Source organism: Methylobacterium sp. J-090, assembly GCF_022829345.1.
Taxonomy (GTDB): Bacteria; Pseudomonadota; Alphaproteobacteria; order Rhizobiales; family Beijerinckiaceae; genus Methylobacterium.
Genome location: NZ_JAKSXV010000022.1, coordinates 20,662 through 43,426, shown reverse-complemented (window position 1 = coordinate 43,426; position 22,765 = coordinate 20,662). Strand labels below are relative to the sequence as shown.

The following is a 22,765-nucleotide window of genomic DNA, read 5'->3' as shown; positions in this document are numbered from 1 at the left end:
TGCGTGTTGAAAACGCCGGTCAGGGTCTGGACTCATCCGTACGACCATGGTGTTGATTGCCTGTGCAGAACGGGTCCGGTCCCTGACCGGCCTACACCGAAGAAAGCCGTTGCCGATGCGAATCGGTGGCGGCTTTTTCGTTGAAGGACGTTCACCATGGGACCTCGGTGTTTTCTCCGTCCACCTGCGATGCACGCCGCACGGCGATTGGCTGTGGAAGGCCCTTTTTCGTGGCTGGACCGCAACGCCTACCCGGCCGCCCCAGCGGCCCGCATCAACCGCCGCCGGATAGCGGGAACTTGGTCAACCATGAGCCCACCGGGTGTCACTGCCAGAACGGCCTTCAATGACCGTACGTAGCGCTGCTTCCTCCAGGTCGAGCCTGAGCGCGAAGCTGCTCATACGATCGACGAGGTGTGTAATCGATCGTTCGATCTTCACGTTCGGCATGTCACGACAAGTAGGACCACGGAGGCACACACATTCGCGGCCAAGCAATCGCTTACGGTGGGCCCCTGCCCTTCAAGCATGATGATACGGCCGATGACGCATGCGGCCGCATACGAACTCGCAACCAGAACCAACCCTACACGAGCACTGGCACGCATAACAACCTGCGACGTTTGATGACTTTCGCGTTTCAAACTCTACATCTTTCGATACAGGACGCTAGAACCTTTGCCCGATTTCTCCATTCGCGGGGAGACAGACAGGTGTGACGGCGCTGAACGCCTGCAAAGGCCGGCCCGGGTATGGAATAGTCGTGGCGGCCCGCGCCGAGCTCGCCCCAAAGCGGACGTGATCGACAAAGTTCGAGATACGCTCGCCCCGCTACACGACCCGAGTGACCGAGTTGCCGACGGCGCCCGCGTAATGACCCCGCTGCCCAATCCGATTGTGGCTGTCGGGGTGGGACGCTTGTCTTGTTGGACCGGAACCAAAATTGGTTACGAAGTAATAGCAGCTCCCGAGAAATCAAAAAAAGCCTGCACATGCTCGCGAAGCCCACGCGGAGATGTCGTCAATCGAATGCTCGAAGGGACCGGCGCAACCTTCTTGGTCAATCGCAGCAATGCCTCGAAAGCGTCATGAATATTTTCTGAGGTTTGATTGGCGTCAGCTCGCCTAAGGGCATTAGCAGCAGAATGCCAAAGATGCGCATTCTCATTTCGAAGCGCGTCATTGAGTTTATGTCTATGTAGAGCCGCTAGTCCCTCGGGCACGTTTCTTATCAGCCTGAATCCAAAATCGGGTCGTGCTGGATCGAGCCAAACAAATACTGGGTCAGAAAAGAAAGCCGGCATGAGGGCTTCGGGCTCCGTGTAGCTTCTCCCTAGATTAAGAACTTTCCTCACGAAATTGTTTTCGTATGAGCGCTCAGCTCCAGTTATTTGGTTAAGTTTCAGTAAGCATCATTTTTTGGATTAATGGGCGCAAAATGCTCCCGATCACGCCGCCTTTGAGTCGCGATAATGGTCTACCGCCGAGCTGCTTCACCACCCATCGTCTCTTCTGTAGGGTCCACCGGTTAAGGGCCAGAACCACCGAACAGGTCGCCATCGGCCCGCCTGCGGAACAGCGTCCGCCACCGCCTACGCTTGTGCTCGGGCCGGTCGTGGTTGATGTGACATCGCTGGCAGAGGGCGACGAGGTTGGCGTCGGCGTTGTTGGCTGTGTCGTGTTCACGGTGCGCGGCGGCCAGGACCACCTTCGTGCGCCGCAGCCCCTCAAGCTCGTCCAGGCGGGGCAAGACAGCCACGGAGCGCCCCTGCCGGTCTCGCCATGCTCCGTAGGCCGCATCCCACCAGCGGCCATCCTTGAGGCAGTAGACGAACCGACCGTGCGGCCGGCCACACCCCTCGCAAGCCCCGCCAGCCCTGCGGAAGCGGATCACGGCCGACAATTGGGGCCAGTCGATGGGGTAGAAGAACCGGTGCTCGCGGCGGATCGGCATGGGGCTCGGCAGGCATTGGTATGCGAAGGGTGCCAGGGCGCAGCCCGTGCGGCAAAGGGACGGCACGCAGAAGGTGGCGGTGGTGGGACGAAGCGAACAGACGTAACTCGAGAATTCAGCCGCCCACGTGACGCTAAAGTGTATTGTGTTTTGCAGGGCACGCCCCTAGGCGTGCGCGATGATGTACCGTGAGAACGCTGCGTGAAGAAACCTCTCGCGATCCGCATCGACGCGGATCTGCTTGCGAACGTACGGGACTGCGCGCGTCACGATAACCGCACGCTGACCAATTTCATCGAGACCGTCCTGCGACGCCGCGTCGAGGAGATGGCGGGGCAGAGCCCCGAATTGCGCGCGGTGCTCAAGAAGGAACATACGGCGTGATGCCTGAACCATCCACCGGCAAGGCCCTGGCGAAGGCGCCGACTGGCATCTCCGGCTTCGATGACGTCACCTTCGGCGGCCTGCCGGTCGGTCGGCCCAGCCTAGTCTGCGGCGCCGCCGGCTGCGGCAAGACGCTGTTCGCGATGACCTTCCTCGTCAACGGCGCGACGAAATTCGACGAGCCCGGCGTGTTCATGAGCTTCGAGGAACGCGCCGAGGACCTCGGTGCCAACGTCGCCTCGCTCGGTTACGACCTCGGCGGCCTCGTCGCCGAGGGCAAACTTGCTATCGACCATGTCCGGGTCGAGCGCAGCGAAATTGAAGAAACCGGCGAGTACGACCTGGAGGGCCTCTTCATCAGGCTCGGCTACGCCGTCGACACCATCGGCGCCAAGCGCGTCGTGCTCGACACCATCGAAACCCTGTTTGCTGGCCTATCCGACGCGGCCATCCTGCGGGCTGAGCTCCGGCGCCTGTTCGGCTGGCTCAAGGATCGCGGTCTCACCACGGTGATCACTGGCGAGCGCGGCGACGGCGGGCTAACCCGGCAGGGTCTGGAGGAATACGTTTCCGACTGCGTGATCCTCCTCGACAACCGGGTCGAGGAGCAGGTCACCACCCGGCGCCTGCGCATTGTCAAGTACCGCGGGTCGGCCCATGGCACCAACGAGTACCCGTTCCTGATCGACGAGGACGGCATCAGCGTCCTGCCCGTGACCTCGGCGGACCTCGATTACGGCGTCTCGGACGACATCGTCCCGACCGGCATCGAGGGACTCGACGCGATGATGGGTCCCGGCGGGTTCTTCCGCGGTTCCAGTGTGCTCATTTCGGGCGTCGCTGGAACGGGCAAGACCACGATCAGCTCCTACGTCGTCGATGCCACCTGCGCCCGCGGCGAACGGGCGATGTCGTTCGTGTTCGAGGAGAGCGGCGCACAGATCTGCCGGAACGCGAGTTCCGTCGGCCTCGATCTAAGTCGTCACATCAAAAGCGGGCTCCTGCGGTTCGAGGCCGCCCGCCCCACCCTGTACGGGCTGGAGACCCATCTCGCGCGGATGCATCGCGACATCGAGCGCTTTGATCCCAGCGTTGTGGTCATCGATCCGATCTCCGCCCTACGCGGACCGGCGACCGAGTTGCAGGCGACGCTGCTGCGTATGGTCGACATGCTCAAGAGCCGTGGCATCACCGCGGTGTTCACGAGCCTTCGCACGGACGGTGGCTTCGACGAGCGCGGTGACCTCGGCCTGTCCTCCTTGATGGACGCGTGGATCAAGCTTCTCGACGTCGAGGCCAACGGCGAACGCACGCGCACACTCTACGTGATCAAGGCCCGCGGCATGAGCCACTCGAACCAGGTCCGCGAGTTCCAGATGTCCGCGGCGGGCGTCAGGCTCGTCGACGCCTATGTCGGCCCGGCCGGCGTGCTGACTGGGACCGCCCGCGTGGTCCAGGAGGCCCGCGAAGAGGCTGACGCCCTGCGCCGTGGCCAGGAGAGCGAGCGTCGCAAACGCGAGGTGATCCGACGGCGTCAGGCCATCGAGCGGCAGATCGCCGAATTGCGGGCCGGCCTTGAGGTGGCCGAGGAGGAGGAGGCTGTCCTGCTCGGCGAGGACGAGGGTCGCGAGACCTTATTGGCGACGGAACGCCGGGCGATCACCCAACGACGGAGCGCAGCGGAATGAGCGCGGACATGACCGGTCCGGCCGTGGACCCGTCCACCGGCGACGAGATCGACGGCGGCCCCTACCACATGCGCCTGTACGTCGCCGGGCAGACCACGAAGTCGATGGCGGCCATGGCGAACCTGAAGCGCATCTGCGAGGAGCACCTGCCGGGCCGCTACGACATTGAGGTCATCGACCTCATGAAGAACCCGCAACTGGCTGCGGGCGACCAGATCCTCGCGATCCCGACCCTCGTCCGGCGTATCCCCGAGCCGCTGAAGCGGATCATCGGCGACCTGTCGAACACGGAGAAGGTGCTGGTCGGCCTCGACATCCGGCCGAAGGCGAAGGCCGTTTGAGTGCGAGCGAGACCCCTATTCCGGCTCTGGCGGAGGTACGCTACGTGCTCCGCCTGTTCGTGGCCGGCATGACCCCACGGTCCCGTCGGACTGTCGAGAACCTCCGCCGGATCTGCGACGGCCCCTTGGCGGGCCGCGTCGATCTTGAGACCATCGACATCTACCAGCAGCCCCATCTCGCGGAGAAACATCAGGTCGTGGCGGCACCGACCCTGCTCCGACTGGAGCCGCTTCCCCAGCGTCGCCTCGTCGGCGACCTCTCGGACGAGGCCCGGGTCCTGCGAGGCCTCGATCTTCATTCTGGCTTAGGCACCGGAAACGATGATCGCTGAGACCTCTCACGACGATCTCGTCGCGGACCTCGTGGAATGCCGCGCCCGCCTGCGCGACACGGAAGCCCGGTTGCAGGAGGCGGAGGAGACCGTTTCCGCGATCCGCCGCGGCGACTTCGATGCGGTCGTGGTCGAGGGTCCGGCGGGGGAGCGCTTCGTCTACACGCTGGAGGACGCCGACCGACCCTACCGCGTCCTGATCGAGCAGATCCAGGAAGGTGCCTTCACCCTCGGCGCCGACGGCACCGTGCTCTATTGCAATCAGCGCCTCGCCACGATGCTCGGCGTTCCCCAGGAACGGCTGATCGGAATACCCTTGCAGGCGTTCCTACTCGCAGGCGATATCCCTTTATTCGAGCGGTTGCTGAATGGGGCTTCCGAGGGCGTCGTACGTGGCGAGTTGACGTTGGGATACGCCGGCGGCGGCGGACGACCGGTCAACCTCTCCCTCAGTCAGCTGCACCGCGAGGAGATCACCCCGCTCCTGTGCGGCGTGCTGACCGACCTCAGCGAGCAACGTCTCCACCTGCGCGATCTCGCCGAGGTGAACGACCGCCTCAGGACTGAGGCCGCCGAACGTGAGCGAGTCGAGGAGGCTCTCAGGCAATCGCAGAAGATGGAGGCAGTCGGCCAACTTACGGGCGGCCTGGCGCACGACTTCAACAACCTGCTTGCGGGCATCTCTGGCTCCCTGGAGCTGATGCAGACCCGGATGCAGCAGGGGCGGTTCAACGACGTCGAGCGCTACATGGCGGCGGCCCAGGGAGCCTCGAAGCGGGCGGCTGCCCTGACCCACCGCCTCCTCGCTTTCTCCCGACGGCAGACCCTCGACCCGAAACCGACTGACGTGAACCGCCTCGTCTCCGGCATGCAGGAGATGATCCAGCGTACGGTCGGACCGGCGATCCTGATCGAGGTCGTCGGAGCGTCGGGGGTTTGGCCGGCGTTGGTCGATCCTTCCCAGCTAGAGAACGCCCTGCTCAACCTGTGCATCAATGCGCGGGACGCGATGCCGAGTGGCGGCCGCATCACGGTCGAGACCGCGAATAAGTGGCTGGACGAGCGCGCGGCGCGCCACCAGGACATGCCGGAAGGCCAGTACCTCGCACTGAGCGTTACCGACACCGGGACCGGCATGCCGCCCGACATCATCGCGCGAGTGTTCGAACCGTTCTTCACCACGAAGCCGCTCGGCGAGGGCACGGGCCTCGGCTTGAGCATGATCTACGGGTTCGCGCAGCAGTCGGGCGGTCAGGTCCGCATCTACTCCGAGGTGGACAAGGGCACGACCGTCTCGATCTATCTGCCGCGTCACTACGGCGAGATCGACAAGGAGGACGCACGGACCGCGACGGCGACGCTTCCCCGCTCCGAACAGGGCGAGACGGTGCTGGTCGTGGACGACGAACCCACCGTTCGCATGCTGGTCACCGACATCCTCGAAGATCTTGGCTACACGGCCATTGAGGCGGGTGACAGTGTGGCGGGGCTGAAGGTCCTTCAGTCCGACGTACGCATCGACCTGCTCGTGTCCGACGTTGGGCTACCTGGCGGCATGAACGGCCGGCAGATGGCCGACGCCGCCCGGGTGTCACGGCCGGACTTGAAGGTGTTGTTCATTACGGGCTACGCCGAGAACTCCGTGCTCGGCAACGGACACCTCGCGCCGGGGATGGCGGTGCTGACCAAGCCCTTCGCCATAGACACTATGGCCGCGCGCATCCGCTCGATGATCGAGGGAGCGCGTGAAGACCTGTCCGAATGCCCGACAACCGTTGCTGGCCTGCTTAGGTAGCCGGTGATTCAGTGCAAGACACTCAAAAATCGGCGCGGCGGTGTCCGTCGAGACCAAGAGGCTGCTGTAGTTCAAGCCCAGCAGAGCGATGCACGCCCGCCTCAACCCCCTCGGGCGCCGTAACAAGCGCGGAGTTGGATGCTGATGTCGAATGGCTGCTCCGGACGCAGTCCAGTCAGAATTCGAGCATGGGGTGGAGGGTCAGGACAAGGCGCGGTGTTGGGATCGCTGCAAGGCATGGGAACTGGAAAGCATCTCATGCAGGACGACCTTCGCCGCTTGGATCACCCTTCGCCCGCGCGAGGCCGACCCGACCGGGACGCGCGCAGCTGGAGGTTCCGCCTCACGGTGGCGGCGGCGTCGCCTCCAGCCTCTTCGGCTTCACGCTGGCTCCAGTACAGCGAGCGTGATCGCACGATGAGAACCCGATCCACGTCGCGATAGATCGCCCACGCCCACCCGCGAGGCTGCTCGCCTGTGACTTCGACCCTCACCCCAAGGGACGCAGCCTGATTTTGAGCTGGCTGATTTTGGTTCATCGCCACATCCTCACGTCACGGGTGCGAAATGTTCGATGAGGCGCAGGCCGTCCCATAGCTCGACGGCGTGGCCATCAACCATCATCTTCGCGCGTTCGATGGCCTGTTCGTCATCGTCCGCGTTGAGACGCAAAACGTTATGCACTTTGCCGCAGTCAGCCAGTAAGATGATATGGTAGATTGGAGATCTCGGCTCAGACAAAATGTCTGAATACATTTTCACAGCTTCGAACATCACTGACCCCCATGAATGTGAGGCGGCGATATATTGTTTGTAAAGATTCACCACCCCAGGATGACGAAACCAATTAACTCGGACACGACGGTCGATAGGATAATGTATGCGATCCATTTGCGATTGATCGCCGTCTCGCGTTCGTAGGCGATCTCTTTCTGTGCCCTTCCCGTTGATAAGGCGTAAGGGACGGATTTTGCCCGCAGACGTATCAAAAACGCCTCGCAAGTCCTGAGACTGCGAGGCGAAGTATCTGGGAGCAGATATCCATCAGAGAGGCTCAATGCGATGATGAGACGACGTCCGTCTGCCGTCCAACAATCCGATTTATGCATATATTGGAGTCTATAAAATCATCATAAGATATGTTTTTGATAATTACATCCAAATTAATTATCTGATGGAATCACATTCCCAATTACCCCATGATCGCTCATTGCGTTCTCTTCATTCGTGCAAAAATCGGACGGTGCGAACACTCAGAACCCCAATAGCCAGTAAAGCGGTGCACGTGGCCACATGGCGGCTGCTGGTGTTCAAGCCTGGAAGATTCATGCACACCCGCCTGAACCCTACGGGAATCGTCGCGGGCGCGGAGTTGGACGCCGAGATTGAGCGGCTGTCACGGGTCTTGTGAGGTGGTTCTGACGCCAGCCCCCGCTGGACAGCCTGCATTTCGCTGAGAGGCCAAGGTTCTCGACACACGGAGAGGGCGCAGTAACATGCTGCCGATCTGAAGCCATCGCTTCGGCACTCGGCGGGTGCAATCCATGCGGCTGGTGAGCGAGCAATCCAAAGCCGAGGTGAACCGGCGCCGAGCGCTCGACCGGATGAAGCCAGCCCTTCGTCGCCTAACCGCCAACCTGATGCGGATCTCGCGGGGTGCCGGGCATCCGCATCGCCTTGCCAACGAGATGGCGGACTGCCTGGAAGCGATGAATGCTCATTGGGCTGCGGCCGAGTGCGGACCGTCCTCCGAGGAGATCCAGCGCGCCATAGATCCGGATGCTGCTCAAGCAGAGTTCAGGCCCTGGGCAGCCGGCACGGACGAGGACAGGGCGCGGTGGGAGGCAAACGGAACGTTCGACATCGACTATGCGACGAAAGAAATCCGCCGCGCCAGCCTGCAGATGGCGGCCTCGATGCTCGTTGACCAGCTCCTTCTGGTCAGAAAGGCGGAAGCGGATATGTCAGACGCGATCAGGCACCTCGAAGCGGCGCGCGAGACTCGGCGGGCCCACTTCCAAGCGTTGGCCGGCACGCCAGGCAGGAAGCGCAGCAAGGCGCCTGTGTAGGCTCCTGCTTTGGTGTGCCGAGCTACGGCTTGGCGCACGTAATTGGGCTGCTCTGGGTGGGGATTCGCCCCAAAGCGGCCGTTCCGCCGTCCACCTTACCTCGCCATAGGCGCCAGCTCGCTGTACATTCCAAGCCGGATGTCCACTCGATCGGATATGGTTATGGTCTGGTTCGGGGCGTCCAGATGAAAATAATCACATTAGTTATAGTCATTAATCCGCTACTTGTCATAAAACCGTCATTTGATAAGGTTCTGCGCGTTTGCACCGCTCATAGGGCTCGCAGTTTACTTCTCACTACCGTGGTCCGATGCAAGATGCACTAATTCGCAAGCTTGAGAGCTTCGAGGAACTCACCGACGCGGATCGGGAGGCATTGCGAGCGTTTGTGCCCCGGCTGCGACAGGTGCCAGCGCGGACGGACCTGATCCGAGAAGGCGACGTCCCCGGCAATGTGCATCTCATTCTGGATGGCTACGCCTGCCGCTACAAGGTGCTCCCTGACGGTCAGCGTCAGATCATGGCCTACTTCGTACCAGGCGACTTCTGCGATCTGAACGTGTTCATCCTCGACCAGATGGACCACAACATCGGCACGATCTCGCAATGCCAGGTGGTAGAGATCCCGCGGCAAGCCATCGATCACATGACGGGCCACCACCCACTGGTGACGCGGGCCCTATGGTGGTGCGCTCTTGTCGATGAAGCGGTCCTACGCGAATGGCTCGTCAACATAGGTTCGCGGTCGCCGGACCAACGGATCGCGCACCTCTTTTGCGAACTATTGCTGCGCTTGGAAGTGGTTGGGCGTGTCCAAGACAACAGCTACCCGTTCCCCTTCACCCAAATCGATCTTGCCGACTCGATGGGCCTGTCGGGCGTGCATGTGAGCCGCACGCTCAGGGAGTTGCGCCGGCTTGAACTCATCACCCTTCACCACCGGGTCCTGACGATCCTGGACGTCGAGCGGCTCAAGGCGTACTGCGGGTTCAACCCGAACTACCTCCACCTTAGGAACGCACGTTGGAGTGGCCGCCGGCAGGTGCCGTGGCTGAGCAGCGTTCAAGGGGGATAGCGGGTGGCAGACCAGGACAACGTCGAGACCCTGGTCGTTCTCCAGCCCGTCTCTGTCGAAACGGGAAGCCCGGATCAGGCTGGCATGCTGGTGATGGCCAACGGGCTGTTGGTGGGCGTACTGGTCCGCCTCGATGCACCGGAACACGAGCGGAGTGGGGCTTGGTTCATGGAAGTCGGACTGGGTCGGCTTGCAGGGGTGCGCGCACCTGTGTTCGATACCCTTGAGGATGCAACGCGTTGGATGCGGCAGCGCCTTAAGGGATAAGCGCTGAAAAGCTGTGAGCCAACGTCCGCTTTTCAGATCTGCTTCTCGGAAGCGGACCGGCAGCAAACGGCCTAGATCAGACACTAGCCTCTTCACCCCTAGCGTGTACCCGAGCGATACACCTGAGCCGAACGTCCGCCACGGGGCGGTGCATGAAAGACCGTTTTAGTGGCGACGCTCGTCGGCCACCGGGCTGAGCATGGGCGCCCGTTCGTTGTCGCGCGGCAGTGGCACGTCGAGAACGCAGTGCAGCCCGGCCGGGTCGAACGTCAGTCGAACTTGGCCCCCCAGCTCTCGCTGCATGCCACCGGCGATCAGACGCGTGCCGAAGCCGCGCCTGGAGGGTGGTTCGACCTCAGGTCCGCCGCTCTCCCGCCAGTTGAGGTGCAGGCGACGACCACCTCCCTCGCAATGAACGAGGCGCCAAGCGACGTGGACTTGGCCACCGACCTCCGAAAGGGCTCCGTACTTGGCCGCATTGGTGGCCAACTCATGCACCGTCATGCCGATGGCGAGCGCGTAGCGTGGCGGCAAGGGCACCTCGGGTCCATCCAGGGTGATGTGGTCGTCGCCCCTGCGGTAAGGGGCCAGCTCGTTCTCCAGCACGTCCCGCAACGAGGCGCCCGTCCAATCCTCGCGGGTCAGCAGGTCGTGCGTCTTCGACAGTGCGAGGATGCGCGCCTCCAGTTGCGCCGCCTGCGCCTCGCCGCCGCGTGCCTGGCGTGCCAGCGACTGGACCGTGGCCAGCGTGTTCTTCACCCGGTGGTTCAATTCGTGCAGCATCGTCGTCTGCTGCTCCTGCATCCTCCGTCCACGGGCGATCTCGCCGCGCAGGTCACCCTCCCGGCCCTGCAGCGTCGTGGCCATGGCGTCGAACGCCGCGCCCAGGCGGTCGAACTCGGAGGAGCCGCTCATTCCGGTCCGCGCATCGAGGTCGCCCCCCTGCCAGGCGGCAACTCCCCGCAGCAGGCGCCGCACCGGCCTCTCAATGAAACGCCTGCCCGCGAAAAGCGTCGCCAGCACCGCGAGCATGGCACCGAGCAGGATCACGGTAACGCCGCGGTATGTGGCTGCGTCGATGTCCGCGAACGCCACCTCGCGGTCGCGGCCGACGATGACGTTGAATCCCGTTAGCACGCCATCGGGCTTGGCGATCCCGACGATGCGCGGGCGTCCGTCAAGACCCTCGACCGAACGCGTGGTCTCCTCTACCTGAATTAATCGCGACAGCCGTTCGATCGAAAGTTTGCGTCCGACCCATGCCTCATGATCCGGGCGACGAACCAAAACCGTTCCTTCCCGGTCGGTGACCGTGAGGGTGGTGCTGGGGAAACGCAGCGCCACCTGCAGGCGCTCCGACAGCCGAGCGAGGTCCACGCTGGCCACGATCACGCCGGCCAGCCGATCGTCGTACCCGCGGACGGGCTGGGCGAAGTGCATCGCCGGCTGATGCGTACGCACGCCGATCACGAAGTCGCCCGCAGCGAAGTCGTCTCCGGCCAGGACGCGCTTGTGATAGGCGCGCTCCGCGTTCGAATAGAGCCCGGGAGACGAGCCGCGGGAGTCGCAAACGACGCGTCCGTCCGGATCGGCGACGGAGAGCAGGCTGAGTTGCGGCAACCGATCAATGATCGTCCCGAGGTAGGCGGTGCAGGCCCGCGCATCCTTGTTACGCACGGCCTCCTCAGTGCCGACGAGGTCGAGCACCTGCCGTAGGCTCAACGCGAGCTGCCTGAGATCGGTGGCCACCGTCCGGGCGGTGCCCAGTGCGTCGGCCCGCACCGCAGCATCGCGGGAGGCACGTAGGGCGTACTCGTTGTAGCCCTGGATCGCGAGCGCAGGCGTTAGGGCGAGTGCCACCAGGGCCAGGATGCGTCGGGTTAGCATCGGAGTTGCGCGCTCAGTCCGGCTGCGCCGTCGGATGCGAGCGCCGGCTCGTCATCCGCCGCAACACCCTCGACAGGTCGTCGGCCGAATAGGGTTTTTGCAGCAGCTCGAAGCCGTGAGTCCCTTCCTGCGCCAGCACGTGGCTATACCCGGAGGTCAGCACCACGGGCAGACCGGGATGCCGGCGCCGGATCTCCTGGGCGAGGTCGATGCCGTTCATGCCAGGCATCACCACGTCCGTGAACACCACGTCGAAGCGGACCGCGTCCGTCGCCAGCTCGGCAAGCGCCTCATCGGCGTTGCCGGCCAGGACCGGTCGGAAGCCTAGCTCGATCAGCGCCTGCACCGAGAAGCCGCCCACGTCAGCGTTGTCCTCGACCACGAGCACGCAGGTGTCGTGGCCCACTGTCAGGATATCCGGCTCAGGGGCCTTGGCCGGCATCTCCCGCTGCCCCGCAGCGACGTGCGGTAGGTAGAGGGTGAACGTTGTGCCCTCGCCGACCACGCTCGACACCATCACGTCGCCACCTGTCTGCTTGGCGAAGCCGAACACCTGGGACAGGCCGAGGCCGGTGCCTTTGCCGACCTCCTTGGTGGTAAAGAACGGCTCGAAGATTTGATCGAGCTTGTCCGGTTCGATGCCGCTGCCCGTGTCGCTAAGCGAGATCGCCGCGTAGGAACCGGCGACGGCCGGGTGGGTGCGCATGGCAGGGATCGCATCCGCCTGGCGCACGGCGATGGTGATCTGCCCTTCACCGTCCATCGCGTCCCGGGCGTTCACCGCCATGTTGACCAGTGCGGTGTCGAACTGGCTCGGGTCGGCGCTGATGAAGACGCGATGCTCTGGCAGGTCTGTCACGAGCTTGATCCGCGCGCCCGTCAGCGTGCCGACCATCTCGGTGATCGCGCGCACGCCATCGCAGGCCGCGAACACCTCGGGCTGGAGGGTCTGGCGGCGGGCGAAGGCGAGCAACTGGCCGGTCAGGCGGGCGGCCCGGTCCACCGTGTCCGAGATCGCGCTAACGTAGCGCACGCGGCGTTCCTCCGGCAGGTTCGGCCGCTTCAGCAGGTCGGTCGACGACTTGATGACGGTGAGGAGGTTGTTGAAGTCGTGCGCCACGCCGCCGGTGAGCTGGCCGACGGCCTCCATCTTCTGGGACTGCCGCAGGGCTTCCTCGGCCCGCACCAAGGCGCTGGCTTGCTCCTTGCCCGCGGTGATGTCTCGGGCGGAGCAGTAGACCTTGCCGTCGTCCGGCACCGCGACCCACGAGAGCCAGCGCCAGGTGCCGTCCTTGTGCCGGTAGCGGTTCTCGAAGCTTAGGGCCGGCAGGCCGAGGTCCAGCGCCGCCGCCCAGGCTTCCCGGGCCGGAGCGACGTCGTCGGGATGGAGGAAGTCGAAGAACACGGTGCGCGCGACCTCCGCCTCCGACCAGCCGAGCACGGTGGACCAGGCGGGATTCGATTGCTCGAAGTAGCCCTGCGCGTTGATCACGCCCATAATGTCGGGGCTCAGCTGCCAGGTCCGGCCCCGCGCCAGGGCACGCTCCGTGACCTTGCGTTCGAGCTCGGTGTTCATTTCCTGCAACGCGAGGGCAGTGCGCTGCTGCTCGGTCACGTCGTAACCGCCGACGAAGATACCAGTGACAGCACCATCGTCGTTACGGGTCGGCTGGAAGCTGAAATCGATGTACCGGTCCGCGTCCTCGCCAGCGAACCGGATCGGCGTGGTCCGGGCGGAGAACGGCACGCCGGTGGCGTAGACCTGGTCCAGAAGCTCGAAGAAGCCCTGACCGGCCAGCTCCGGAAACACGTCGCGCACGCGACGCCCGAGATAGGCGCGCGGACCCGCCGTCCGCACATAGGCGTCGTTGACGTACGCGTAGGTATGGTCGGGTCCGGTGAGGACACCGACGAAGCTCGGCATCTGCTGCAGGAGGTGGCGCTGACGCGCCTCGCTGGCCTGTAAGGCCATTTCCGCCTGCCGCCTTGCGGTTGCCGTCCGGGTGCGAACCCCCACCTCGCGGATGAACCGCAGCTCCTCCTCGTTCCAGACGCGTGGCTCGCCCGAACTAACGTATTGCAGCGCCACAAATTGTCCGCGCTCGAAGATCGGGGTGTTGACGAACGCCCGTGCACAGCGCTGCTCCAAGGCCGCCACGAACGATTGCGTGCGCGGGTCCGTACGAGCGTCCTCGACAACGACGGTCTCGCCGCGCTTGAGGTCTTCGATGTACGAGCCGAAGTCGCGGAACATGAGCATTCCGGCCAGCAATTGAACTCCGTCGGTGGTCCAGTCGTGATCGACCGTGATGGTCTCCGCCGCCGGATTGACCAGGCCGTAGCCGACCAGCTGGGCGCCCAACGTCCGGCCCAGCACGCCGCAGGCGACATCCGTGAGGGCGGCCACGTCTTCCTGCTCGGCGAGCCGGTCGGTCAGATCGAACAGCGCGGTACGGAGCTTCTCCTGCCGCTTGCGTGCGCTGATGTCCGCGAACAGGACCGCCACCCGCCGCTGCTCGGGGTCTCCCGTGCGATAGGCGTAGACCTCGAAGTGACGACCACCGAGGGCCTGCGCCGAGTATTCGAAACGGGCCGGTCGTCCCGTGCGGGCGATGGTGCCATATCGGTCGAACCAGAACTGCTCGTGGTCCGGGGCGAGGTTGCGCATCCACCGGCCAGTCACGTCGATCAGGCCCGTATGCTCCTCGAAGGCGGAATTAACCTCTAGGAAGCGGTAGTCGGCCTGACGGTTGAGCGCGTCGAAGGCGACCTCGATGATGCAGAAGCCAATATCGATGTCGTTGTAGAAGTTCGCAGTGGCCTGGCCGCCCTGCTCAATGACATGGGTACTCAACGGAGCCGGCACGATTCGTCGGCGACCGTCTCCGGCTCGTGAGTAAGCGATAACGCTTCACGACGGCCCTCTTCATGGGCTTTGAGAAACCGGACCGCAGTTCGGATCAAATCGCTGACGGAGGTGTATTCGCCCCTGGCCACCTGATGCTCCGCCCATTCAACGAGGGAGCCGGTCAACGCGATATGACGGGAGTGCTTGGCTGGCATGATCTCCCGTAGCACGCTTCAACGGGAGGGGTGTTTCTCATTTGACCACTGATGTCGGACGTACCGTCGCGGAGGTACACAGCCCGTCGTTTTTATAAGCGGAAAAAACCCTCAGCCGCGCTCGAGCCGCCTCCCACCACCGCATGAGGTTCGCCGCCGCGCTCTGACTGAGACCGAACGTACGCCTACGGTGGCGGCCGCGCTCGACGGCATCGCGTAAGTGTGACGTTGCTTCCAAGTGTCGCTTGCAGTAGACCCGACTTTGTAGAAATCGAAACGGCCCCGGCGGACATCCGCGCGGGGCCGTTTTCGTTCCGGGACGGGCGTGGCCCGTACCCGCGCGACCCGCGCGACCTGCGGGCCAGCGCCACATAGAGGCCGCCCCCACCGGGCGGCCTATTTTTTTCCCGACGCGCTCCGATGCGCACGAGCCGTCCCAACCTTCAGGTGATGCAGCCATGAACCAGAAGACCCCTCCCTTCGTGCCCGGGCAGATGCTCTACGGGGCGAAGGCGATGGCGGAGTTCCTCGGAATCACGACCCGCCAGGTGTTCCACCTGACCGAACGCGGGCGCCTCCCGCATTTCCGCGTCGGACGTACCCTCTGCGGGAACCGATCCACGCTAGCCGAATGGGCCGTCCAGGTCGAGGCGGGAGCCCCAGCCGAGACCGCGCCGGCCCAGCCGGCGGAATAGCCCGGCCGGCCCTCGCTCGCCCATCTCGGCCCGGCGTCGATCATGGACCGGCCGAGCCCTCCCCAGGGCCGGCCCCGGCAACACCCACCACCACCGCATTCCCGAGATCCAGCACCGTGCCTCCGGGCGCGTGGCGAAGACGTGCGCCGCACGCCGGGATCGCTCAGAAAGGACGATGATCTCGTATGACTGATTTTATGGACTTGGTCGGCCGCGAAGTGCTGATGACCCACCTGCCATCGCCGAACCGCATGGCCGAGGTGACGAGCTACAACGAAAAAACCCACGCGGTGAAACTCAAGATCATGCCCGAGGGCATCGAGACCGGGTGGGCGCCGCTCGGGTCGATCGCGATCGGCAACGGGTTCGGCGTCGCCGTCGGTGCGAAGGCGGGCGACATGGTCATGGTCGCCTACCCCGAGGGTGACCACAGCAGCCCCATCGTGATCTCGCGGGTGTTCAGCGACGTCCAGAAGGCGCCCAAGGTGAAGGGCGGCGAGATGGTCATCTGGCACGAGTCGGGCACGCGCGACGTCTATTCCGAGGACGGGTCGCACACGAAGACCCACGCCACCGGCGGGACGATGACCTGGGACAAGAACGGCACGCTCGTCACCGACAACGGCGACAAGACCGTCGCCACCGCCGCCGGCCAAGTGACGACCGTGGCCAGCAAGACGATCCAGCACACGGCTGGCAAGATCCTCCTCAACTGCTAACGGCCGGCGCCGCCGGCCCTAGTCCGGCCCGCTCCCTTTCATCATCCGCCCGCGCTGCGCCGCCCGGCGCCGGCGGGCACTCGCCCTCACCCCGGCGCACGGCGCCTTGTCGAGAGAACCGATCCATGTCTATTCGCATCATCCAGGCCGGCGAGACCCCCGAGCCCGTGCCCCAGGCCGTCGCAGCCGCGCCCGTCGCCGCCCAGACCGTCCCGGCTGCAGCGCCGCCCGCCGCCCCGACACCCAGCGAGTCCATCCTGCGGGCGGCGCCGGGCCGGAAAACGGCCGTCATCACGGTTCCATCCGGACGGAGCTTCACCGTTCGCCGCCTCGGCGCCCTCGACCGCATGAACGCCGCCCGCGCCATCGGTTCGGAGCTCGTCACGAACGCCCTCTGGGCGAATTATGCCCTCGTCGCGTGCTCCATCACCGCCATCGACGGCCAAGTGCACGGAATGCCGTCCTCGCAGATGCAGATTGAGGCGATCGTGCACCGTGTTGGAGACGATTTCGAGGATCTCACGGAGTTGATGAGGGAAGCCCTTAGCGAGCCCGAGGCGGCGCCGTTCGATGGGGCCGCTGTAAAAAACTAACCGAGGACCCCGAGTTGGGCGAATGCGTCGCCCTTTTGAAACTTGGGGTCCCATTCGACGTGGCGTTCAGCATGGATCCGATTCTGCGCGCCGCCATGCTGATTGCCGACGGACAGAACCAGGGCGGCGAGTTTGATTGGGGCGCTTGGGGCTGGCGTAAGCGGGAAGCCTGACAGCGCCCACCGCCACCCTGTCGATGACCTAGACGCGCCCGTCTCCTAACGCATCGCGACCCCGTCCAGCGCGCGGAAAAACGCGCTGGACCAAGCTGCCGCCATTGTCGGCAGTATCGTCGACGCGAGTGCGCATACCGCAACTCCAACACTACAGGCATGCACTAGCATGGCGGACGTTTACCGTATCCAAGTATCAATGGAATTGTGCGGGATGCTTGCCCCCGAACTCAAGTCCCTCCTGAAGAATATGCAGACAATCGACAAGGAAGCCAAGTCGGTTGAGAAATCCGTACGGCACTGGGTTAGCCCGATCGACCGTACCGTAGCTGGGCTTGGACGTGTCGCACGAGAGATGGCGTCCGTCCGGCGTGAAGCCCATTCTGTCGAACGGGAGATCGCCAAGACCGGCAGGGCCATGTCGAGCCTCAAGGCCGCGGGTGGTATGGACAAACAGATGGCCGCGTGGGCCTCAGCCATGGCACGGCCCCTCGCCGAGATGCGTACGATGCGCAGCACGACCCAGGGCGTTGCGACGGCCGCACGGGGCGTCTCGCGGTCCATCGACTCGTGGGCCGGCCGGATCAATTCGGCCGCAGCCGCCATGCGCCGTATGAACTCCGCCGCGTCTGGTATGCGCCTCCCGAACCCATCTCACGGTTCTGGCGGCGGCGGTGGTGCGGGTACGCAGCGGGTACGTGGCCTTCAATCGGCTCGCCGAACCCATGGGGGGCACGGGCGGCACGGCTATGTGCAGCATGAGGGCTCCCACCTCGCGGGCGCCCTAGGCGTGACAGGTGGCGTGCATTTCGGCGAGGAGGTCATCAAGACTGGCGTCGAGATGCGACACATCGAGCTTGGCATGCGCCAGACTGGCGCGACGCCAGAGCAGATCGAACACGCCAAACAGGTCTCGTATGAGGGCTCACAGAAATTTCCGAACTTGTCGCCCATCGAGATTTTCGAACACATCAACGATCTACGCGGTATTCTCGGCACGATAGATCAGGCAATCCACGAGGCGCCCGACCTCCTACCTGAGTTCTCGGCCATGAAGGCGAAGACGGGAAACAAGGGATCAAAAGGGGCAGTAAACCAGATTTACACAGCCGTAAAATCGGCCGAAACCGCCAACGAGATCACACCTGAGGGCGTAAAGAAACACACAAATTCGCTTCTACGCTTATCGTACTGGTATGGTGATAAACTAAATCCAACCGATTATTTCACCGCGCAGAAAAACGCAGGCCAGATGCTGAACGTTACCAGCGATCGGTTCCGTTTCGGCCCCTTCGCCGCACTTACCCAGGAGATTGGCCAGAAGGCCGGCACACAGTTCGGCACTTTTGCTGCAAAAGGTATAGCCGGCCTACGCATGATGGTATCGGGACTGACCGACGCATACCATTACGACCTGCTACAGAAGAACACGGTTTCTTGGAACAAGAAGAAGACCAAGGTCCAGCCCGGCGCCCAGTTTTCTGACGTCGCCCCCGACGGACAGAAATATGATCGAGCAAAGGATCCAGATCTTTGGTTATATCACGTTGTTATTCCAAAGCTCAAAGCCGGCGGCGTTAACACCGACGATAAGACGGAATTACTTCGCGTTCTTGGCAAGATATTTTCTGACAAAAACGCATATGGACTTCTTTTCACCTTAGCTCAACAGCGATCTAAGCTTGAAAAAGATACGAAAGGTTATAACGCCACCTCCGGTGACTCTGCGGCATACGTCCGGGACAATCCCTACGCATCGGGGCAGGGAACGGTAGCGCAAACTACGGCGATTGGCGCCGCTGTTTCCGGCCCTGCGATCCCGGGAATGGTCGAGCACCTGAACCGGATCAATGCGGCACTGGGCGGCATCGCCAACACCCTCGAAAAACACCCCGTTGCTGCGCACACGGTGTTCGGGACCGGCGCCGGCCTTGTCGGCGGAGCCGCAGCGGCGGGCATCACCGCCCTCACGATCGCCGCCGTGGGTACGGTTGGGTTGCCATCCCTGGTCGTCGGTTCGGTGGCCGCCCTGACGATCAGCGCGCTCACCCTACCCTGGGGCGCGTTTGGCGATGCACTGGGCATCAAGGATGCCTGGAACAACTATGGCCGCGTCGGGCGCTCCGGACGGCCTGAGGATGTCGGTAAGGGCGGCGCGAGCCCGTTCTTCAAGCCCAACATGGGGGCATACGGGTTCACGCGCGGGCTACCGGGTATGGTGCCGCCGGGAGCCAAAGTGATGCCGACTATCCCGGAGCAGGCGTGGGGGGACTGGCTCAAGGAGAAATTGAGCTCGGGTGGCGATTTTCGGCGTGGGGGGTCGCGACGCTCGCCATTTGGAGCCGATCCAATCCTGCCCGGCCTCGTCGTACCGCCATCTATGGGAACCAGGGGGGCGCCCCCGGCAGTCGGCGCCCGCACCATGACCATGCCACTTATGCCGCCGCCTATGACGCCCGGCGGCGGAGCGCCGGGAATGCCCGAATTCGTTCGTTCGGCCGGGGCGGCGGCGCCGGGCCTTACGGCCACGGCGGCGGGTCTGAATGCCGTCCAGACGGCTGCCGGCGCGGTTGCGGGAGGCCTCGACGGGGCCAGGGGCGGCATCAATGCAGTCAAAGCGGCTGCGGACGGCGCGGGTGGGTCCCTGGCCACCTTAGCGGCACGGATCAGCGGGTTAAGCTCCATGGGCCTGCCCGGGTCTGCCGCGGGGGGCGGTGCCAAGGCCGGCCCCGCTGGCGCGTCCGGCCCTGCGCCGGCCGGCGGCGGCGCGGGAGCGGCCCCCGCTGGCCCCGCCGCACCGGGCAAGCAGTCCGGCGTGGTCTACCGGAGCAACAGTGGTCCGCCAGTCCAGATGGTGGCGAACCTCAACGTCGACGGGCGGCGGATGGCTCGGGTCGTATCGGACCAGTTCGTTGCGCAGCACGACACCCGCAACCGGGCGTCGGGGCACGACTCGAACGCCCTTCAGACCCCCGTTGGCATGAGGTACCCAGTCGTGGCGTAAGCCCCCCGGCTCGTTCCATGGAACCGGACCCGGTCGCGCTCACGCGTGGCCGGGCCTTTCGCCACAACCACCCCAGACCCATCCGATGGGCGTCACGCCCGTCCTATGTGTCTCGGACTCGGCCTGCGCCCCAGCCGCCGCTCCGCCGCTGACGACGCCACCCCGCGCCCCCTCCAACGCTGCGCAGCCCCGCCCCCCCTCGAACCACCATCACATGCCCCGTGACACGCCGCATGGCGGCCATGGGGATCCGTGGCGCGCCGCCTTCCCAGCGCCGTGGCCCAGGCCAAGAACTACGGAGGCTCGACGTGTCGGGCAGACCATTCAAACCCGGCCGAAGCGGGAACCCGCGCGGCCGACCCAAGGGCGCGCGGAGCAAAGCGCTCCTCGCCCTTGAGGCCCTTTTCGACAACGAGGCTGAGACGATCAGCCGGCGCGCGATCGAGCTCGCGTTGGGCGGCGACGGGCCAGCCCTTCGCCTCTGCATGGAGCGCATCCTGCCGGCCCGGAAGGATCGGCCCGTCCTGTTCGACATGCCGCCCATCGAGACCGCCGCCGATCTGAGCAAGGCCACCGGTGCGATCCTCGACGCCGTTGCGCGGGGGCATGTCACCCCAAGCGAGGCCGCATCGCTCGGCCAGTTGGTGACCGCACACATCCGGGCCCTTGAGGCCACCGAACTGGCGGAGGGCATCGCCAACCTCGAAGCGGCGCAGGGCAAGGACGTCAACAAATGAGCGGGTTGAGTAACAGCCTTCGCAGCCGGCTGAAGAAATTACAGTCTTCCTATGCCGATAATAAATCATCTGAAGGCATAAGATTGTTTCTTCAACCTGATGATTGCATTGATGAAGCGGCTTTCCTGGCCGATTGCGAACAGGCAGCCAACGGATCTCAATATATAATAGCTGTCTTTATTGATCATGCCGACGACGCTGCTGCGCCAAGCAATCAATAAATTAACCCCTATTTACGAAGCGGGCATGACGATAAAACTTAGAGACAGACTTTTGTATCTTGAGAGGCGCGCAGCCGAAAACTCGAAAGCTGCAATCATCCCGCCCGCCGTGCAGCATGCCCTCATTTACACGATCGCCCTCATCCCCGGAAACTACCGGCACACAAGCGGGCCGGATGGACCAACCGACAGCTTCGGCAATGCGTTCTCCCGTGGCTTGGGCTACGCGGACCGCCCGGCGATGGAGGTCGCCCTCAGTACGGACCCGGCAGATATGGCCAAGCGAATGTGGAAGGTCGTATCCGGCCTGCTTGAGGGCGAAGGCGTAGCCGCCGAGACTGCAAGCGTTAAAGATATGGGCCAAGTCTGCCGCCGTGCGCTTGAGGCGTCCGGCCGCTATCTCTCTCCCTCCATCCGCCAATCTCTCCACGAGTTGGAAGCGGCCTAGCGCCCATCCATCAACGGCAAATCCATGCCCGCCCGGGACCAGTTTCGGGCTCGCGCGGTGCGTGCCGCGAGACGGTCTCAGGACCGATAATGAGATGTTCTCGGACCTTAGGCGAGACGATGGGTAACGACCTCATAATCCTAGAGAATTCGGTCGCGACGCGGCCCTCGGACCTCCCCTCGGCCGAGATCCAAGAATTCGCCGATCAGGCCCGGGGTTACGCCGCGCTTGCGCGCTCGGCCAACACCCGCCGGGCCTACGCCGGCGACGTCCGGGCCTTCACGACCTGGTGCGAAGCGCGGGGCGCCTGCCCGTTCCCGGCAAGCCCCGCCACGGTGCTGTCCTACCTCATCGACCATGCCGGCAGCGCCCTGAAGGTCTCTACCTTGCGTCGGCGGCTCATCGCCATCCGGGAGTGGCACGTCTCGTCGGGACACGACCTCGACACGGCCAGCCTCGGGTTCCGTGATGCGTGGGTCGGGATCCAACGCGAGCATGGGCAACCGGCCGTGAAGAAGCGGCCGCTCATGACAATCGAGCTTCGCCGCGCCGTCGAGATCCTGCCCGACACGCTGGCCGGCCGGCGCGACCGCGCCTTGATCCTGGTGGGGTTCGCCGCTGCGCTGCGCCGGTCCGAACTGGCCGCGCTCGAGGTGACGCGCCGAGATGGGGTCTCGTGGATCGAGGAGCGCCCCGACGGTCTCGTCATCCACCTCGGGCGGACCAAGACGGATCAGCAGGGCGCCGGCGCGGAGGTCGGCGTTCCCTACGGGTCGAACCCCGAGACCTGTCCGGTGCGGAACTACCGGGCTTGGCTCAAGGCCGCGCGCCTGAAAGCCGGACCCGCCTTCCGGCCGGTGAACCGGCACGGCACTCTCGGCAAGGGCGCAATCACCGGCCACGCCGTGGCCCGCATCGTCAAGCGGGCCGTCGTCGCCGCGGCGCTGGCGGAGGGCGACACGCCCCGGCAGGCCGAGCGCCGGGCCGCCGCCTACGCCGGTCACTCCCTGCGCTCGGGCCTCGCGACATCCGCGGCGGCGAACGATGCGCCGGGGCACGCGATCCAGCGCCAGCTTCGCCATAAGCGGTTCGATACCACCGCCGGGTACATTCGATCCGGACAGCTATTCCGGCAGAATGCGGCAGGAAGCGCTGGCCTCTAAGGGTTGGCACCCAGTACCTCGAACCTTCCGGTGTCGACCCCTTTCCGACCCTCGGAAGGTCCGCTTCCGGGCTGTCAAGACCGAGCCCAACGACCGGGTCGGGTGAGTTTCTGCTGGTCCGCTTAAACGGATAGCATCAGGCGATCCAGACTCTCTC

General features: G+C 64.3%; 21 protein-coding genes. 16 read left to right on the top strand and 5 right to left on the bottom strand.

Going from position 1 to position 22,765, the window contains the following annotated elements; genetic code table 11:
* Nucleotides 1-1,528: 1,528 nt before the first annotated feature.
* Complete coding sequence (locus MKK49_RS02725; RefSeq protein ID WP_244026524.1) at nucleotides 1,529-1,954, bottom strand: hypothetical protein; 426 nt, start codon at nucleotides 1,952-1,954, stop codon at nucleotides 1,529-1,531.
* 201 nt (nucleotides 1,955-2,155) lie between these two features.
* Here MKK49_RS02725 and MKK49_RS02720 point away from each other — a divergent pair, with 201 nt between their 5' ends.
* Genes MKK49_RS02720 through MKK49_RS02700 form a run of 5 tightly spaced genes read left to right on the top strand, consistent with a single transcriptional unit; the run spans nucleotide 2,156 to nucleotide 6,494 of the window.
* On the top strand, nucleotides 2,156-2,338 hold the full coding sequence (locus MKK49_RS02720) for a hypothetical protein (RefSeq protein ID WP_244026523.1): 183 nt from the start codon (nucleotides 2,156-2,158) through the stop codon (nucleotides 2,336-2,338).
* Nucleotides 2,338-4,026, top strand: a complete 1,689-nt coding sequence (kaiC, locus tag MKK49_RS02715) for a circadian clock protein KaiC (RefSeq protein ID WP_244026522.1) — start codon at nucleotides 2,338-2,340, stop codon at nucleotides 4,024-4,026. The genes MKK49_RS02720 and kaiC overlap by 1 nt, the downstream gene beginning before the upstream one ends.
* Entirely contained in the window at nucleotides 4,023-4,367 is a 345-nt protein-coding gene (locus MKK49_RS02710; RefSeq protein ID WP_409565008.1) for a circadian clock KaiB family protein, read from the top strand. The genes kaiC and MKK49_RS02710 overlap by 4 nt, the downstream gene beginning before the upstream one ends.
* Before the next feature lie 44 nt (nucleotides 4,368-4,411).
* Nucleotides 4,412-4,699 (top strand): circadian clock KaiB family protein, encoded by a 288-nt coding sequence (locus tag MKK49_RS02705; protein ID WP_244026521.1) that lies wholly within the window; start codon nucleotides 4,412-4,414, stop codon nucleotides 4,697-4,699.
* The gene (locus MKK49_RS02700; protein WP_244026520.1) at nucleotides 4,689-6,494 is read left to right on the top strand and encodes a PAS domain-containing sensor histidine kinase; all 1,806 of its coding nucleotides are present in this window, start codon (nucleotides 4,689-4,691) and stop codon (nucleotides 6,492-6,494) included. The genes MKK49_RS02705 and MKK49_RS02700 overlap by 11 nt, the downstream gene beginning before the upstream one ends.
* Nucleotides 6,495-7,043: 549 nt before the next feature.
* Here the strand turns inward: MKK49_RS02700 and MKK49_RS02695 are convergent.
* On the bottom strand, nucleotides 7,044-7,268 hold the full coding sequence (locus tag MKK49_RS02695; protein ID WP_244026519.1) for a hypothetical protein: 225 nt from the start codon (nucleotides 7,266-7,268) through the stop codon (nucleotides 7,044-7,046).
* A 770-nt stretch (nucleotides 7,269-8,038) separates the two neighbouring features.
* Between MKK49_RS02695 and MKK49_RS02690 the strand changes: the two genes are divergently transcribed.
* From MKK49_RS02690 to MKK49_RS02680, 3 genes are all read left to right on the top strand, one after another.
* Nucleotides 8,039-8,563, top strand: a complete 525-nt coding sequence (locus MKK49_RS02690; RefSeq protein ID WP_244026518.1) for a hypothetical protein — start codon at nucleotides 8,039-8,041, stop codon at nucleotides 8,561-8,563.
* Between the two features lie 310 nt (nucleotides 8,564-8,873).
* A complete protein-coding gene (locus MKK49_RS02685; protein ID WP_244026517.1) occupies nucleotides 8,874-9,638 on the top strand; it encodes a Crp/Fnr family transcriptional regulator in 765 nt (254 codons plus the stop codon).
* Nucleotides 9,639-9,641: 3 nt separating this feature from the next.
* Complete coding sequence (locus tag MKK49_RS02680) at nucleotides 9,642-9,905, top strand: hypothetical protein (protein WP_244026516.1); 264 nt, start codon at nucleotides 9,642-9,644, stop codon at nucleotides 9,903-9,905.
* Nucleotides 9,906-10,070: 165 nt separating this feature from the next.
* Here the strand turns inward: MKK49_RS02680 and MKK49_RS02675 are convergent, their stop codons facing one another.
* The 3 genes from MKK49_RS02675 to MKK49_RS02665 are packed head-to-tail and all read right to left on the bottom strand — an operon-like array spanning nucleotide 10,071 to nucleotide 14,855.
* Nucleotides 10,071-11,792: a sensor histidine kinase gene (locus tag MKK49_RS02675; protein ID WP_244026515.1), complete on the bottom strand. Its 1,722-nt coding sequence runs from the start codon at nucleotides 11,790-11,792 to the stop codon at nucleotides 10,071-10,073.
* A gap of 13 nt (nucleotides 11,793-11,805) precedes the next feature.
* Nucleotides 11,806-14,658 carry a PAS domain-containing protein gene (locus MKK49_RS02670; RefSeq protein ID WP_244026514.1) on the bottom strand — a complete coding sequence of 951 codons (2,853 nt, stop codon included), beginning with the start codon at nucleotides 14,656-14,658 and terminating at the stop codon, nucleotides 11,806-11,808.
* Nucleotides 14,643-14,855, bottom strand: a complete 213-nt coding sequence (locus MKK49_RS02665) for a type II toxin-antitoxin system ParD family antitoxin (protein WP_244026513.1) — start codon at nucleotides 14,853-14,855, stop codon at nucleotides 14,643-14,645. The genes MKK49_RS02670 and MKK49_RS02665 overlap by 16 nt, the downstream gene beginning before the upstream one ends.
* Nucleotides 14,856-15,313: 458 nt before the next feature.
* On the opposite strand from MKK49_RS02665, the gene MKK49_RS02660 reads away from it, so the two are divergent.
* The 8 genes from MKK49_RS02660 (at nucleotide 15,314) to MKK49_RS02625 (ending at nucleotide 22,608) form a co-directional block, all read left to right on the top strand.
* Nucleotides 15,314-15,550 (top strand): DNA-binding protein, encoded by a 237-nt coding sequence (locus MKK49_RS02660; RefSeq protein WP_244026512.1) that lies wholly within the window; start codon nucleotides 15,314-15,316, stop codon nucleotides 15,548-15,550.
* 185 nt (nucleotides 15,551-15,735) lie between these two features.
* The gene (locus MKK49_RS02655; RefSeq protein ID WP_244026511.1) at nucleotides 15,736-16,269 is read left to right on the top strand and encodes a phage baseplate assembly protein V; all 534 of its coding nucleotides are present in this window, start codon (nucleotides 15,736-15,738) and stop codon (nucleotides 16,267-16,269) included.
* A gap of 125 nt (nucleotides 16,270-16,394) precedes the next feature.
* Nucleotides 16,395-16,862 (top strand): hypothetical protein, encoded by a 468-nt coding sequence (locus MKK49_RS02650; RefSeq protein WP_244026510.1) that lies wholly within the window; start codon nucleotides 16,395-16,397, stop codon nucleotides 16,860-16,862.
* Nucleotides 16,863-17,249: 387 nt separating this feature from the next.
* Nucleotides 17,250-20,039, top strand: coding sequence for a hypothetical protein (locus tag MKK49_RS02645; RefSeq protein WP_244026509.1), 2,790 nt, complete (start codon nucleotides 17,250-17,252; stop codon nucleotides 20,037-20,039).
* A 233-nt stretch (nucleotides 20,040-20,272) separates the two neighbouring features.
* Complete coding sequence (locus MKK49_RS02640) at nucleotides 20,273-20,776, top strand: DUF5681 domain-containing protein (RefSeq protein WP_313899143.1); 504 nt, start codon at nucleotides 20,273-20,275, stop codon at nucleotides 20,774-20,776.
* Nucleotides 20,773-20,997, top strand: coding sequence for a hypothetical protein (locus MKK49_RS02635; RefSeq protein ID WP_244026508.1), 225 nt, complete (start codon nucleotides 20,773-20,775; stop codon nucleotides 20,995-20,997). The genes MKK49_RS02640 and MKK49_RS02635 overlap by 4 nt, the downstream gene beginning before the upstream one ends.
* A complete protein-coding gene (locus MKK49_RS02630) occupies nucleotides 20,963-21,445 on the top strand; it encodes a hypothetical protein (RefSeq protein WP_244026507.1) in 483 nt (160 codons plus the stop codon). The genes MKK49_RS02635 and MKK49_RS02630 overlap by 35 nt, the downstream gene beginning before the upstream one ends.
* A gap of 119 nt (nucleotides 21,446-21,564) precedes the next feature.
* Entirely contained in the window at nucleotides 21,565-22,608 is a 1,044-nt protein-coding gene (locus MKK49_RS02625) for a site-specific integrase (RefSeq protein ID WP_244026506.1), read from the top strand.
* Nucleotides 22,609-22,765: the final 157 nt, after the last annotated feature.

Bases quoted from the DNA above. Each gene is read 5' to 3' on its own strand.
- MKK49_RS02630 (WP_244026507.1), top strand. From the start codon at position 20,963: ATGCCGACGACGCTGCTGCGCCAAGCAATCAATAAATTAACCCCTATT.
- MKK49_RS02695 (WP_244026519.1), bottom strand. From the start codon at position 7,268: ATGTTCGAAGCTGTGAAAATGTATTCAGACATTTTGTCTGAGCCGAGA.
- kaiC (WP_244026522.1), top strand. From the start codon at position 2,338: ATGCCTGAACCATCCACCGGCAAGGCCCTGGCGAAGGCGCCGACTGGC.
- MKK49_RS02690 (WP_244026518.1), top strand. From the start codon at position 8,039: ATGCGGCTGGTGAGCGAGCAATCCAAAGCCGAGGTGAACCGGCGCCGA.
- MKK49_RS02700 (WP_244026520.1), top strand. From the start codon at position 4,689: ATGATCGCTGAGACCTCTCACGACGATCTCGTCGCGGACCTCGTGGAA.
- MKK49_RS02665 (WP_244026513.1), bottom strand. From the start codon at position 14,855: ATGCCAGCCAAGCACTCCCGTCATATCGCGTTGACCGGCTCCCTCGTT.
- MKK49_RS02685 (WP_244026517.1), top strand. From the start codon at position 8,874: ATGCAAGATGCACTAATTCGCAAGCTTGAGAGCTTCGAGGAACTCACC.
- MKK49_RS02710 (WP_409565008.1), top strand. From the start codon at position 4,023: ATGAGCGCGGACATGACCGGTCCGGCCGTGGACCCGTCCACCGGCGAC.
- MKK49_RS02675 (WP_244026515.1), bottom strand. From the start codon at position 11,792: ATGCTAACCCGACGCATCCTGGCCCTGGTGGCACTCGCCCTAACGCCT.
- MKK49_RS02625 (WP_244026506.1), top strand. From the start codon at position 21,565: ATGGGTAACGACCTCATAATCCTAGAGAATTCGGTCGCGACGCGGCCC.
- MKK49_RS02650 (WP_244026510.1), top strand. From the start codon at position 16,395: ATGTCTATTCGCATCATCCAGGCCGGCGAGACCCCCGAGCCCGTGCCC.
- MKK49_RS02655 (WP_244026511.1), top strand. From the start codon at position 15,736: ATGACTGATTTTATGGACTTGGTCGGCCGCGAAGTGCTGATGACCCAC.
- MKK49_RS02645 (WP_244026509.1), top strand. From the start codon at position 17,250: ATGCTTGCCCCCGAACTCAAGTCCCTCCTGAAGAATATGCAGACAATC.
- MKK49_RS02660 (WP_244026512.1), top strand. From the start codon at position 15,314: ATGAACCAGAAGACCCCTCCCTTCGTGCCCGGGCAGATGCTCTACGGG.
- MKK49_RS02725 (WP_244026524.1), bottom strand. From the start codon at position 1,954: ATGCCGATCCGCCGCGAGCACCGGTTCTTCTACCCCATCGACTGGCCC.
- MKK49_RS02635 (WP_244026508.1), top strand. From the start codon at position 20,773: ATGAGCGGGTTGAGTAACAGCCTTCGCAGCCGGCTGAAGAAATTACAG.
- MKK49_RS02640 (WP_313899143.1), top strand. From the start codon at position 20,273: ATGGCGGCCATGGGGATCCGTGGCGCGCCGCCTTCCCAGCGCCGTGGC.